This window comes from Massilia sp. NP310 (assembly GCF_019443485.1).
Classification (GTDB): Bacteria; Pseudomonadota; Gammaproteobacteria; order Burkholderiales; family Burkholderiaceae_D; genus Telluria; species Telluria timonae.
This window is the reverse complement of the sequence record NZ_CP080379.1, coordinates 5,947,770-5,960,384: the sequence shown is the minus strand read 5'-3', so window position 1 is coordinate 5,960,384 and position 12,615 is coordinate 5,947,770. Positions and strand designations below refer to the sequence as shown.

The following is a 12,615-nucleotide window of genomic DNA, read 5'->3' as shown; positions in this document are numbered from 1 at the left end:
TCATGCACTTATGAAAGGGACAATATTTACGATCATACATGGCAACTTGTCGAATCTCGCGCACGATTCAACCGTCGACGGCGATGAACTCGAACTTGCCGTTGGCGCCGCGTGGAATCGCCTCGACCCGCTCCACCGCCACCTGCACGCCGGGCACTCGCTGCAGGAATTGTTCGCGCAGGGCGGCTTCGTCGCCGCTGCCGAAACCGTCGGCCGCGACGACCCGCAGGGTGAAGCGGGCCTGGCCGTGGTAGCGCACCTGGCCCTCGAGCAGGCGCAGGCCGCTGCCCTGGAACACGCGGTCGAGGCGCGCCACCATGCGGCCGTCGGGCAAGGTGAGGATGCGCTCCTGGCGTCCGATCACGGCATCGAGCGTCGGAAACACACGCCCGCAGGGGCAAGGATCCGCCTTGCCCACGCGCACGGTATCGCCGGTACGGTAGCGCGCGAGCGGCATCGCGGCGTTGTTCAGGCTGGTGCCGACGAGTTCGCTGCTGCCGTCGGGCAGCGCCAGCAGTTCCACGCCGCCGTAGTCGCTCAGCAGGTGGTAGCGACCGTGCTCGCAGGTGCCGATGGCGGCGACCCGCTCGGCCTGCCCATACCAGTCGTACACGACGACGCCGAAGGCGCGCATGACGGCCGCGCGCACGTCCGGCTCCAGGGTCTCGGACGAGGTCATCACGCCGCGCAGGGCCCGGCCCGCATAGCGGCGCCCGGCCGCCTCCAGCCAGTGGGCGATGGCCTCGACCGACGATGGATAGGCGTGGATCACCACCGGATCGTAGGCTTCCAGCGCCGCCACATAGGCGCCGATGGTCGCGTTGGACAAGTGATAGGACGACATCACGAGCAGCCTGCCGACCGGGTCGCGCCGCCAGTAGCGCCCGTCATGGGGATGCTCGTCGCACACGAGGTCGCCGCGGATCCAGGCGCGCCGCTGCCCCGGGCGCCAGCCGATCCAGCGCAGCTGGCGCTGGATGAAGGCTTCTTCGCGGATCACGGCGCCGAGCGACTGTACCAGGGTGAGCGGTGAACCGGAAGTGCCGCTGGTGCGGATCGTGTTGCGCAGCAGCGAGCCGAAGCGGCGCGGCCGCAGGTGGCGCGCGGGGTCCTGGCGCAGGGCCGGCTTGGCGAGCAGGAAGGCGCCGGGCGGCACCGCGTGCAGCCGGGTCGCGTCCGGCGGCACTTCCACGCCGAGGCGGCGCGCGCGCCGCGCCACGTAGGCGTTGAGAATGGCCCCGGACCGCTCGTTGCGCATGAGAGAAGGCAGCACCAGCAGCCGCGCCGGCAGGCCGCGCGCCAGCAGGCGGCCGAGCGACCTGAACGCCAGCGCGAGCGTGCGCGCATCCATCAGGCGCCCCGCCCGGCCAGGATGCCGGCATAGGCCTCGGCCACCACCCGCCCCAGGATCGCGTAGCTGCGGTGTGCCCTGACCCAGCCTGGTCCGCGCGCGCGACAGGCGGCGGCCAGGCCGGGTTCGTGCAGCAAGCGGCGCACGGCGCCGGCGAAGGCCGGCGCCTCCATCGGCACGCACAGCCCGGCCCCGCTCTCGGCCAGCACCCGGGCCTGGTCCGGGATGTCGTTGGCCACGCCGGGGATGCCCAGCGCCAGGTACTCGACCAGCTTGGTCGGCGAAGAAACGTCGTACAGGACGCCGCGCGGGATCGGCGACAGGCCGACCTCGGCCCGCACCGCATAGCCGAGCGCCGCTTGGCGCGGCAGCCAGCCGGTCAGCAGCACGAGCCGTTCCAGCTTGCGGCGCGCGATCTCGGCGCGCATCCAGGCCATTTCGTCGCCCGAGGGGGCGTCGCCGGCGATCACCAGCAGGATATCGGGCACATCAAGGGCGAGCTGCTCGACGACGTCGAGCAGGAAGCCGGAGCCGCGCGCCTGCGCGACCCGGCCCAGGTAGAGCAGCACCCGCCGCCCGTCCAGGCGCGGATCGAGGCTGGGCGCGACCCGCGCGCGCGCACACAGCGTGAGATCGACGCCCATCGGCACCGCCGTCATGCGCGTGCGCGCGAATCCCTTGCCTGCCAGCCAGTCGGCCATGGCGTCGCTCTGCACGAACACATGGCGCGCGCCCGGCAGCACCAGCCGATACAGCAGCCAGCGCGAGGCCGCGGCGCGCGCCGCATGCGCCAGCCAGCGCGGCCCGCGGCCGCGGCGTGCGATCTCGTCGCGCCGCGCCTCGAAGCCTTCGACGATCGGGAACGACATCCAGTACAGGAAGGGCACGCCGAGCGCGGCGGCGGCCAGGCGGCCCAGCAGGCCGGACGCGATCTTGTCGCGCACCTGGATGCCGTCCGGCCGGCGGCGGCGCCAGGCGCGCGCCAGGCCCAGCAGGTCCCAGGCGGGCGCCAGCACGCTGGCGTAGCGGCTGCCCAGGCTGCCCACGGCGTGCATGCCGCCGCCGCCCCACTCCGGCGGGCCGGCGCCGCCGGACTGGCCGACCAGCTCGCTATCGACGCCATGGCGCGGCATCTCGGCGCCGAACAGGGTCAGCAGGTCGGCGCGCACCGGCGGCAAGGGGTCGCGCACGATGAAAGCGATGGAACACGGCTTGCGCATGGCGCCTCGTATCGATGGGTGGGACCTACGATACTAGACCGGCGCCCGACGCAAACGTTTCAGCTATCGCAGACTTGCGCGCTAGCGTCCGGCGTCGCGGTCGTCCTTGCCGTATTCGCCCGCCTTCTTGGCCGGCGCGCGCAGGATGGACAGGATCACCAGGCCGAACAGCGCGCTGAGGATGGCCGTGGCTTCGCGGCCCATGCCGGCGGCCACGCCGATGGCGGCCGTCATCCAGACGCTGGCGGCGGTGGTCAGGCCGCGGATGTCGTTCTGTTCCTTCTGCTTGAGGATGGCGCCGGCGCCCAGGAAGCCGATGCCGGCGGTGACGCCCTGCAGCACGCGCGACAGGTCCGACACCTCCATCCCGGCCTGCAGCGGGATCAGCACGAACAAGGCCGAGCCGACCGAGACCAGCATATGCGTGCGCAGGCCGGCCGAGGCGCCGACCGTTTCGCGCTCGTAACCCAGCATTCCGCCCACCAGGGCGGCCACCAGCAGGCGCACCACGATGACGGTCACGTCTTCGGCATTGCCCAGGTCGGAAAATTCACGCTGTATTGTCAGCCAGCTTTGTGTCCACCACACTTGCATTCCTCCATCCTTTGTCCGGTTCGATTTCCGGTAAATCATGCCATCCATGCAAGATCCGTGTCGCCACGCTCGGCCGTTGGCGCCTGCGTAAAGACGCGGCATGCCGTTGCGCTTTTCGTATAATCGGCAGCGCAGCCAACCTTCACGAGGAGAACCTGATGGAAACGATGGAGATCTATCGCGGACGCCTGATCGACCACATCCAGCTGGTGGTGCGCGACCTGCCCGCTTCACGCACGTTCTATACGGCCGTGTTCGATGTGCTGGGCATCCCGCTGGCCGGCTCGGGCATTGATTATTTCTGGGCCGACGAGTTGTTCGTCTCGACGGCGGACAGCGAAGCGGCCCAGGGCCAGTTGACCGGCCGCCATCACCTGGCTTTCCAGGCGCGCGACCGCGCCATGGTCGACGCCTTCTACCGTGCGGCGCTGGCGGCCGGCGGCAAGGACAATGGCGCGCCGGGCGAACGGCCCTATCATCCGGGCTATTACGGCGCCTTCGTGATCGATCCCGACGGTAACAATATCGAAGCCGTGTACCACGGCGAAGCGACCTTCAGCGCGCGCGAGATCAAGATCACTTTCTGACCAACAGCGTCACGCCAGCCGGTCTTGCTTCCATGCCAGCAGGCGTGGGAGCAAGGCGGCGCTGGCGTGACTGTCCAGTTTGCGGCAGAAGTGGGCGCCGGAAGCCTTGACGCGCTCGAAGTCGCCTTCGTCGAGCACCTTCGGATGGCAGGCGCCGCCTTCCGGCCACGCGATGTAGCGAAAATTATGCGGCAACACACGATCGGCGAACTCCGAACGCATCACCAGCGTCTGGAAGAACAGCTCGTCGGGCGACTGCACGCTGCGGCAAAAACGCAGCAGGCGAGGATGTGCGTCGGCAAGGCGCAGCAGCGCGCGCGCACAGTCGCGTGACAGGGTCCACCAGCACGAGCCGCCGTAGGGGACCAATCCGTCTGGCAAATGCCGGGTGCGCCGCAGCAGGCGCAGGCCGCGGTTGGCGGCGGCGCAGGCCAGTCGTTCGGCCAGCATGCCGCCGTCGCGATGGAAATAGGCGTAACGGTGCATCACGCGCCAGCCATGGGCCGCAATCGGCGCGGTCTCAATCAGCTCGTAACCGCGCATCCTTGCCAGCTCGGCTTTCAACAATGGATTCGGCAACAGCGGGAAGTCCTGGGCCGACATGAGGATGAGCTTGTCGAAATCCGGGGCTTCAGGCAGGATCTGGCGCATCGATGCCAGCGTGGACTCGACCTGGGACACGTCGCCCCAGCGCACGGCGACCCGCTCGCGCACGAGGCGGGCATGCGGATGCAGTCGCGCCGGGTCGAGCGCGCTCTTGCCGTCCAGGTGCACATAGACCAGGAAATCGGGATCGCACAATTGCCCGATCAGCCTGTTGAGCTGGTCCATGTCTTTGTGCGCACAGATCAGGAACACCTGTTTCATCGGCGAGCGCGGCTCCACTCATGCGCGCCAGACTAGCATCGCGCATGAATCGAGCGCGCCACCTAGGCGCCAGGCTATTAATTCAAGGTCACGCTCTGGCCGGCGACGGTCACGGTGCGCACCGTGCCCGAGGTGGCGATGCTGACCGGCGGCTTCTTGCAGCCGACGTCGAGCAGCACCAGGAACTCGGCGGTCGACTTGCCGTCGTTCTTGAGGTAGAAGGCGCCATGGTCCTCGATCACGTTAACCTTGGCGCCCGGCCCGATCCACTTGGCGAAGCTGGCGTCCGCGTTGAGCGAGCGCAGGCACAGCGACTGGCCGCCGGCCGACACCTTGACGTTCTGCGCATTCTCCACCGTCATGATGACCGGAGTGTGGATATTCCACTCGTAGGTGCGGGCGATCGTGCTGGCCAGGCGGTCGCGCACCAGGATCGCATTGCCGGCATTGCGCAGGTGCCAGACCTGGCGCTTGGCCATGGTCAGCTGGCCGCCATAAGAGGCGGTGGCGTCGCCCTCGACGAAATCATAGGCGGGCTGGGCGGCGAAGCCGGTGATCTTGCCGTTGCGCTGCAGCTGTTCGCGGTAGCCCGTCACCAGCTGGCCCTTGCCGCCGTCGAAGGTGATCGCATTCTGCGAGCGGGTCTGGTGATACCAGTCGCTCCAGTAAGGCGAACCGTACCAGTCATACCAGCCGGCCTTGACCAGCAGCGGCTGGCCCGCGCTGGACAGCAGGATGCCGTTCTGGTCGCCATGGCTGTGGTTGAACGAACCGTAGGGGCTGGACTTGAAGTACAGCGAGGTGCGGCTGCTGGAGCCGATGTCGGTGTGCATCGAGGCCCAGCCGATGCTCGGATAATAGGCCGAGTTGGTCGGCGGCGTCTTGGTCACGGTGCCCTTGATCGGCATCGGGTACGGCGCTTGCAGCAGGCTCAGCGTATCCTCGGTGCCGCCCAGGCTGGCCACGTACCAGGCCGCGCGCGGCGACACCATGCGCGAGCCGAAGGCATGCCAGACACGGGTGTCGGGCTTGGTCTCGGAGCCGTCGCCGAAGGCGTGCACGCGCGAGCCCGGCGGCGTGAACTGGGTGGCGAAGTCGAGCAGGCCCTGGGCCCAGGGCTTGGCATAGAAATTCACGCCGGACGCCTGCGACATCGGATCCCACAGCGCGACCAGGTAGCCAGCCGCATATTCGGCATAGGCGGTGCCGTTGGCGTAGCCGCCCTCCTCGCCGCTCCAGGGCGACGGCGAGTTGGCATAGGCGCGGAACGAGAAGTCGAACCACTTCTGCGCCTCGGGAATGTCGCCCAGCGCCAGCGTCGAGATCAGCGACAGGAAGATCAGGCTCGTGTTGCCGTGCGAATCGAAGGGATACTGGTCGAGGCGGCCATTGTCGCCGGCCAGGTTGCCGTAGATTTCCTCGGCGCGGATCCTGACCGTGTTCAGCCAGCGCGCGCGGCGCGGCGCGTCCAGGTCGGCGGCCAGGATGTCGACCGCCTTGATCAGCGAAACCGAGATCTGGCGCGTGGCCTGGTCCTGGTTGGCGTAGCTGGTCGGCCCTTTCGGGTCGAGGGCGGCCATCTGGTCGCCGCGGCGCAGCGCTTCGTCGAGGAACAGGCGGTCGCCCTTCATGCGCCACATCACGGCCGCGGCCTCGAGCTGGCGGCTGGCTTCGTTGATGCGCTGGCGGATGTCGGTCTGCTGGCTGGCCATGGCGGCCGTCAGCGGCGAGCTGATCACGATCGGCCAGCGCGCATCGCTCAGCGCCGGCACCGCGTTGATCTGCAGCTTGATCTCGTTCATCATGCGGCTGACGTAGGGGTCGAGTTCGGCGCGCTTGGCGCTGTTCCAGCTGGCATACGGTGTAAACGACGACGGCAGCGCGCGCGGACGCGCCTTGGCCGTGATGCGCGCGCGCAGCGTGGCATTGTCCGGCACCTCGAACAGGTTCGACCTGCTGGTGATCGAGAAGGCGCGCGGCGTCGACCAGTCGTCGCTGCCGACCGGACGCACGCGCCAGGTGTACTTGCCCAGGGCCAGGGCCTTCGGCGGCAGGTACCAGTTGCGCTCGGTGACGACCTTGCTCGGCGCACCGCCGCTCGGCGTGATCTCGAGCTCGTAGGCGGCGGGGCCGTTGGCGTGGCGAGCCCAGGTGAATCCGGGCGGATTCTGGGCCTGGACCTGGTTCAGGTCCGGGCTGGGTTGGACGACCAGGGGATCGGGGGACTGGGCCCAGTCCGCGCGCGCGCTCATGCATACGAAGAGCGACGCCAGCGCCAACGCGTGGACCAGACCTTTCCGGTGAAAATTCATGCTGAAGCTCCGAGAGAACGAGAATTGTTCAGGGATCGCGCCGCGATCGGGCGCTGGATCGATACCTGCTGCAGGCGTCGGGCGACGCTTGCTTGACGGGAACAATGTTACCGCAGGTTTTTTTGAACAAAATCAACTTCCCCAAGGAAACAAGAGGTTTATTTGCTTTCGCGCCCTGCATTCGCACGAATCCAACACGACAGATTTAACATTTGGTGAACAGGATGTTCTGTCCAGTAACTGTCGTGCTCGATGTGGAAAGACTGTGCGATAACTGGGAGCATGCGCTAGCTTTGCGCCTGGCCATCCGCGCTGCGTTGCAGACGGCGCAAGGCATGCATGCGCTTCAGGTAGCGCAGGCAATAGATGCCGAACGACAGCGGCGCCTTGTCCGCATGGCGCCGGCGCACGGCGAACTCCTCGCGCCGCGCCGCGATCCGGTTGCGCGACGAGACGCTGCCGGCATGGTCGCGAAATACGGCCAGCACCGCATCGACCAGCTCCGGCCGGCTGAGCGCCCCCAGCCGCAGCCACAGGTCGACGTCCATCGCATAGCGCAGGCGCTCGTCGAAGCCGCCGACCAGGGCGAACACGTCGCGCCGCACGAACACGGCCGGGTGCGGCACCCAGGCGCGGCCGGCGGCGTAGGAGCGGTAGGAGAACGGCGGCATCGCGTTCGGCGGCAGCAGGCGGCCCTCCCTGAGCACCTGGATGTTGCCGACCACCCAGGCCGGCGGGCAGCCGCCGCCTGCGTCGCCGTCGCCGTCGCCGTCGCCGTCGCCGAGTATGCCGCCAAGCTCTTCGATGCGCCGCCCGACCGTGGCCAGCACCGCCGGACCGGCGTAATAGTCGTCGGAGTGCAGGTGGGCGACGTAGCGGCCGCCCGCCGCGGCGATGCCCTGGTTCATGGCGTGGCCGATGCCGCCCCGCACGTCGCGCAGCACGCGCTTGGCGCCGGGATAGGCGGCGATCATGTCCAGGGTGGCGTCGCTCGAGCCGGCATCGACGAAGATGTGCTCGAGATCGCGGCAGGTCTGGGCCTGGACCGAAGCCAGCGTGTCAGCCAGCGTAGCCGCGCTGTTCCAGGTGCAGGTGACGATCGAGAAGGTCGGCTGGTTCGGCATACAGCTCCAGTAAGGTGGGCAGCAGGCGGGCGGCGTCGGTTCCGAAGTCGGCCGGCGGCGCAATGCGTGGCGGCGGCGCCGCCGCGAGCAGGCGCGCCAGCCGTGCGACCAGCGCCGGCATGGTGCGGGCCAGCGCCAGCTGGCCCGGATACTGGGCGTACTGGGCCAGCTCGGGCGTGCCGCCGCGCGCCAGCGCCAGGCAACCGCGGCCCAGCGCCAGCGCTTCGAGCACCGTGGTGCTGCAGGCTTCCTCGCACAACGACGGCACCACGCACAGGTGGGCGCGCGCGGCCAGGGCCAGGGTGGCGGCATGGTCTTGCCAGCCGAGGAAGCGCACCTGCGGACCGGCATGGCGCCGCTCCAGCGCCGCGCGCTGCGGACCGTCGCCGACGACGGTCAAGTGGGTATGGGCCGGCAGGTGGCCGGCGGCGGCGTCGAGAAATTCCGCGAACCCCTTGCCGGTGTCGATCCTGCCGGCCAGCACCACCTCTCCTGCCTGCGGCGCCGGGGCGGCCAGGGCCAGCGCGCGCAGCGAGGAATAGTCGACCAGGTTGTGGATCACGCGGCTGCGCGCCAGGTCGGCATCGGGCACCGCGCGCAGGAAACGGCGACGCAGGAAGTGGGACACGAACACTGTCTTGTGGCGGGCGAAGGCGCGCGCGGCCTGGCTGCGGTAGCCGCTGACGGCGAGCGCCGTCAGCGCCGTGCGCACCGGGCCGGGACTCGGGGCGGCGTGGCGCGCGCTGCACGCCGTGCACGCGCCCGGCGCCAGCCGCTCGCACACGGCGTCGTCGACGAAGCGCAGGTGGGTCAGGCATTCGCTGCCCTGGTCGTGGCGGGTCTGCACGAAGTTGATGCCGTCCCGGACGTACAGGCCCGTCATCGGCAGGTGGCCGTGGTAGTGGACCACGTCGAAGCCGGCGGCATGGGCATCGATGGCGCGCGCGATGCGGCGCGCAAACCAGGGCCGCTTGAGCGGATTGAAGACGCCCAGCTGCGCCTCTTTCCAGCCGGGGCGCACGATGGCGAAACCGGGCCGGAAGCGTCCGGCGAAGCCGATCTGGCGCGCGGGGTCGGCCGAGGGCCGGTCGGCGCGGCCCAGGATCTCGACCGCATGGCCCTCTTGCAGCAGGCGGTTGGCCAGGGTCACCACGTGCTTGCCCAGGCCGCCCACTTGTTCGCCTGGCAGATCCTCGGACACCATCAGGATGCGCATGCCTCACCCCCGCTATCAAAGACGTGAGCTCTCGGGCAGGACGACCGCCATGCCCTCGAGGCGGAATGTATCGTGGCGACATGGAAGGCGTCCTGACAGCGCCCTTTCGCTTGAAACGCGGGAGATACGCCCGTGCGCTGGCGCGGTGCATGGCCCGACCGTCACGCTGCCGCCGAAGGTGCCGAATCGGTGATGTCGACTGTCCGCCACCGCATATGGTTGGACATCCATGGCGCTACTTGAGTTCAGCGCCCCGGCCATCCTCAACCGGCCCTGGCGCGCGCCGGCTGGCAGCGCGTCTTGAGGCGGGCCCAGGCCAGGTCGCGGTCGCCGCGCTCGATCACGAACAGCGCTCCATGCAGGGCCAGCAGGAGCACGGTGGCGGCCAGGATCGCGAGGAAGGCGCCCAGGCTATCGTCGAGCAGGGCCTCGGCCGCGCCGGCGGCGATGGCGACGGGCGCGATCCCGGCCAGCCCCGGCACATAGCCATGGACCAGCAGGCGCCGCAGCGGGGTCGGGACGGTGCGGCCATGGACGTAGACCAGGAATGCCGTGGCGAACAGCAGCGAGGTGGCCAGGTGACCCCAGGCGGCCCCAAGGATCCCCCACCCGGCCACGCCGGCGTAGACCATGCCCAGCCCGGCCAGCGCGCGCACCACGGCGAACAGCCCCGAGACGCGCGGGTGGCCCATGCCGTCGTTGACCAGAGACGGCAGGCTGGTCAGGGAATCGACGAATTGCGACAAGGCCATCAGCGCCAGGATGGTGGCGCCGTGGCGCGCGAAGGCGGCGTCCATCCAGTAGCCCAGGATGCGATGGGCGAACACGGTCAGCAGCACCAGGATCGCCGCGTTCAGGTAGACCACGTAGCGCGTCGCCTTGAGGTAGACCGCGTCCAGGCGCGCCAGCTCGCCCCTGGCCGCGAGCGCGCTGGCGGCCGGGAAGGCCACGGCCGACAGGCGAAAGCTCAGTCCCAGCACGCGGTTGGCCAGGGTGGCGGCGACCGTGAAATACGCGAGGCCGGCGACGCCGACCAGGGCCCCGATCACCAGCTTGTCGGCGTGGGCGTACGACAGCGCGGCGAAGCGCGACAGGAAAGTCCAGCCCGAGAAGCGCAGCAGGGCCGCGCGCACGCCGGCGCCCGGCCAGCGCCAGCGCCAGTCGGGCAGCAGGCGCCGGACGGCGCGCCACAGCACCAGAGCGTGGATGGCGCTCGCGACCACGCGCAGCAGGACCACCTCGAACAGGCCGCCGCCCAGGGCCAGCACGCCGACCGTGGCCAGCGGCACCAGCGTCCCGAACGCCATCTCGAGCCGGCCCGAAATATCGTAGCGCATGAGCGACTGCGGCACGCTGTTCAGGTAGATCTGCAACTGGCCGCACAAGAACGCCAGCGCGGCCAGTTGCAGGGTCGCGCTCGCCTCGAGGCGCAAGGCCGCCGGCACCGCGAACACGGCCTCGATCAGCCAGGCCGCGCTCAGCCAGATGCCCAGCGCGCCGAGCAGGCCGATGGCGACATAGGTGGCGAGGCCGAAGGACAGGGTCTCGGCGACCTGCCGCGCGTCGCCGTTGGCCCGGTGCTGGGCGATGTACTTGACCGAACCGGCCGTGAGGTTGATGTCGATCACCGCGAAATAGCCGACGATGGCCGTCACCAGGGAGTACACGCCATAGCCGGCCTCGCCCAGGCCTCGCACCACCAGCGGCACCGTGCCCAGCATCACCAGCGCGGGGACCGCCGCCCCGAGCAGGTTGGACCAGGCGTTGAGGGCCAGGCGCAGCTTCATCACGCCGGCGCCATTGGGCGCCGCGGCGCGCGCTGCCAGGCCGGCCGCTGCCAGGACGGCCGCTGCGCCGCTTCTTGCGCGGCCGCCAGCGCCAGGTAGGGCAGGCTCAGGCATAGAGCCAGCATCTGGGTGGTGCGCACCTGCGGGAACGGCGTGCCGATCAGCAGGTCGGGAATCATGAACGCCAGCCCCGCCGCCCCGGCCGCGCCCAGGCCCAGCAGCTCGGGCGGCAGGCTGCGCAGCGCCCGCCGCGCGCCCACGACGAAGGCGACGATGGTGCCGGCCAGCAGCACCGTGCCGAGCAGGCCGCTCTTGAGCGCGATGTGCAGCACCCCGCTGTGCAGGAACAGCCCGCCGTCCGGGTTGCCTTGCCATGAAATGGCCTGGTAGCCATGGTAGCGGCCCCAGGCGCCGATGCCGGCCAGCGGGTGCGCCAGGAAATCGGCGAACGCCAGCTTGAGTTCCAGCACCCGTTCGCTTTCCGGACCGAAGCGGCGCGACTGCATGTCGTACAACAGCCCACCGACCCCGCCGCCGCCCCCGCCCGCCTCGCCTGCGGCGCGCGTCTGCGCCAGGCGCCGCGCCGCCACGAAGGCCATGGCCGCGCCGGCCAGCGGCATGGCGGCCAGGCCCAGCTGCAGGCGGCGCGCGGGCGGAAAGCGCCACAGCACGACTGCGAACGCCAGCAGGAAGCCGATCCAGGCGGTGCGGCGATAGGACAGCACGACGCACAGCGTGGTGGCAAGCAAGGTGGCCCACGCCAGCGCGCGCCACGGCCGGCCTTGCGCCGGCGTCGGCGCGCCGGATGGCGCCTGGAACAGCGCGACGGCGGCGATCGCGAACGCCAGCGTGCACAGCAGGCTGTCGTTGATGTCGAAGAAGGTCAGGCGGATCTGGATCGCATTCATATTGGCATACACATTGTTCGGGTCGCCGCCCGATACCGCCCAGCGGCCGAGGCCGAACAGCGCGCGCGCCAGACCCGCCAGCATGATGAAGCGCGCCAGCTCGAGCGCCTGCTCACGGGTGCGGAAGGCCAGCAGCATCAGCGAGACGAGCGGCGCCATCCAGACGATATTCGAGAAGCCCGACGGCGCCAGCGACTCGGCCAGCGGCACCCCGGTGGCCAGCCCGACGCCGACGTGGGCGGCCAGCAGGACGGCCCAGGCCAGGAACCAGGGCCGCAGATTGCAGGCCGGCGCGGCCTGGCGCGGCCGGCCGGGCGCGAAGTTGTTTGCGCTGCCGTTCACGCAGTGATTCATGAAACTGGCGGACATGCGGGCGCACAGCCAGGCGCCGAGCACATACCACAGCACCACGCCGAAGAACAGCATGCCCGAGCCCCGGCTGTAGATGCTGCGTGACGCGAACACGGCCAGGTTGCCATAGCTGGTGGAATTGACCCAGAAAAAGACCAGCAGATAGGGATAGACCAGGAAACGCGGCCAGACCATCCCGACACCGATCCCCAGCACGGCCGCGAGCGACAGTCCGATGACGAACAGCCACGGCAACGAATAATAGATATAGGGCAGGATGTCGTTCATCGCCGCGCCG

Annotated in this window: 10 protein-coding genes; 1 reads left to right on the top strand and 9 read right to left on the bottom strand. The window is 69.6% G+C overall.

The window, feature by feature from the left end; all coding sequences use genetic code 11:
- Positions 1–67: 67 nt before the first annotated feature.
- The 3 genes from KY496_RS26355 to KY496_RS26345 all read right to left on the bottom strand — a co-directional run bounded on the left by KY496_RS26355 (position 68) and on the right by KY496_RS26345 (position 3,165).
- Positions 68–1,351 carry a phenylacetate--CoA ligase family protein gene (locus KY496_RS26355; RefSeq protein WP_005669183.1) on the bottom strand — a complete coding sequence of 428 codons (1,284 nt, stop codon included), beginning with the start codon at positions 1,349–1,351 and terminating at the stop codon, positions 68–70.
- On the bottom strand, positions 1,351–2,571 hold the full coding sequence (locus KY496_RS26350) for a glycosyltransferase (protein ID WP_005669180.1): 1,221 nt from the start codon (positions 2,569–2,571) through the stop codon (positions 1,351–1,353). The genes KY496_RS26355 and KY496_RS26350 overlap by 1 nt, the downstream gene beginning before the upstream one ends.
- Before the next feature lie 81 nt (positions 2,572–2,652).
- On the bottom strand, positions 2,653–3,165 hold the full coding sequence (locus tag KY496_RS26345; RefSeq protein ID WP_005669177.1) for an MgtC/SapB family protein: 513 nt from the start codon (positions 3,163–3,165) through the stop codon (positions 2,653–2,655).
- Between the two features lie 158 nt (positions 3,166–3,323).
- On the opposite strand from KY496_RS26345, the gene KY496_RS26340 reads away from it, so the two are divergent.
- The gene (locus KY496_RS26340; RefSeq protein WP_184234530.1) at positions 3,324–3,752 is read left to right on the top strand and encodes a VOC family protein; all 429 of its coding nucleotides are present in this window, start codon (positions 3,324–3,326) and stop codon (positions 3,750–3,752) included.
- Positions 3,753–3,761: 9 nt separating this feature from the next.
- Here the strand turns inward: KY496_RS26340 and KY496_RS26335 are convergent, their stop codons facing one another.
- The 6 genes from KY496_RS26335 to KY496_RS26310 all read right to left on the bottom strand — a co-directional run bounded on the left by KY496_RS26335 (position 3,762) and on the right by KY496_RS26310 (position 12,605).
- Entirely contained in the window at positions 3,762–4,619 is an 858-nt protein-coding gene (locus tag KY496_RS26335; RefSeq protein WP_005669173.1) for a beta-1,6-N-acetylglucosaminyltransferase, read from the bottom strand.
- Positions 4,620–4,696: 77 nt separating this feature from the next.
- Entirely contained in the window at positions 4,697–6,931 is a 2,235-nt protein-coding gene (locus tag KY496_RS26330) for a DUF4962 domain-containing protein (RefSeq protein ID WP_219863130.1), read from the bottom strand.
- Between the two features lie 287 nt (positions 6,932–7,218).
- Complete coding sequence (locus KY496_RS26325) at positions 7,219–8,055, bottom strand: glycosyltransferase family 2 protein (RefSeq protein WP_219863128.1); 837 nt, start codon at positions 8,053–8,055, stop codon at positions 7,219–7,221.
- The gene (locus KY496_RS26320; protein WP_184234542.1) at positions 7,991–9,271 is read right to left on the bottom strand and encodes a glycosyltransferase family 4 protein; all 1,281 of its coding nucleotides are present in this window, start codon (positions 9,269–9,271) and stop codon (positions 7,991–7,993) included. Before KY496_RS26320 ends, KY496_RS26325 begins: the two co-directional genes overlap by 65 nt.
- Positions 9,272–9,534: 263 nt before the next feature.
- Positions 9,535–11,172, bottom strand: a complete 1,638-nt coding sequence (locus KY496_RS26315; RefSeq protein ID WP_229409863.1) for an oligosaccharide flippase family protein — start codon at positions 11,170–11,172, stop codon at positions 9,535–9,537.
- Entirely contained in the window at positions 11,058–12,605 is a 1,548-nt protein-coding gene (locus tag KY496_RS26310; protein WP_219863126.1) for an O-antigen ligase, read from the bottom strand. Before KY496_RS26310 ends, KY496_RS26315 begins: the two co-directional genes overlap by 115 nt.
- Positions 12,606–12,615 lie beyond the last annotated feature (10 nt).

Coding starts and splice junctions, on each gene's coding strand:
- KY496_RS26355 (WP_005669183.1), bottom strand. CDS start 1,351: ATGGATGCGCGCACGCTCGCGCTGGCGTTCAGGTCGCTCGGCCGCCTG.
- KY496_RS26350 (WP_005669180.1), bottom strand. CDS start 2,571: ATGCGCAAGCCGTGTTCCATCGCTTTCATCGTGCGCGACCCCTTGCCG.
- KY496_RS26345 (WP_005669177.1), bottom strand. CDS start 3,165: ATGCAAGTGTGGTGGACACAAAGCTGGCTGACAATACAGCGTGAATTT.
- KY496_RS26340 (WP_184234530.1), top strand. CDS start 3,324: ATGGAAACGATGGAGATCTATCGCGGACGCCTGATCGACCACATCCAG.
- KY496_RS26335 (WP_005669173.1), bottom strand. CDS start 4,619: ATGAAACAGGTGTTCCTGATCTGTGCGCACAAAGACATGGACCAGCTC.
- KY496_RS26330 (WP_219863130.1), bottom strand. CDS start 6,931: ATGAATTTTCACCGGAAAGGTCTGGTCCACGCGTTGGCGCTGGCGTCG.
- KY496_RS26325 (WP_219863128.1), bottom strand. CDS start 8,055: ATGCCGAACCAGCCGACCTTCTCGATCGTCACCTGCACCTGGAACAGC.
- KY496_RS26320 (WP_184234542.1), bottom strand. CDS start 9,271: ATGCGCATCCTGATGGTGTCCGAGGATCTGCCAGGCGAACAAGTGGGC.
- KY496_RS26315 (WP_229409863.1), bottom strand. CDS start 11,172: ATGCCTGAGCCTGCCCTACCTGGCGCTGGCGGCCGCGCAAGAAGCGGC.
- KY496_RS26310 (WP_219863126.1), bottom strand. CDS start 12,605: ATGAACGACATCCTGCCCTATATCTATTATTCGTTGCCGTGGCTGTTC.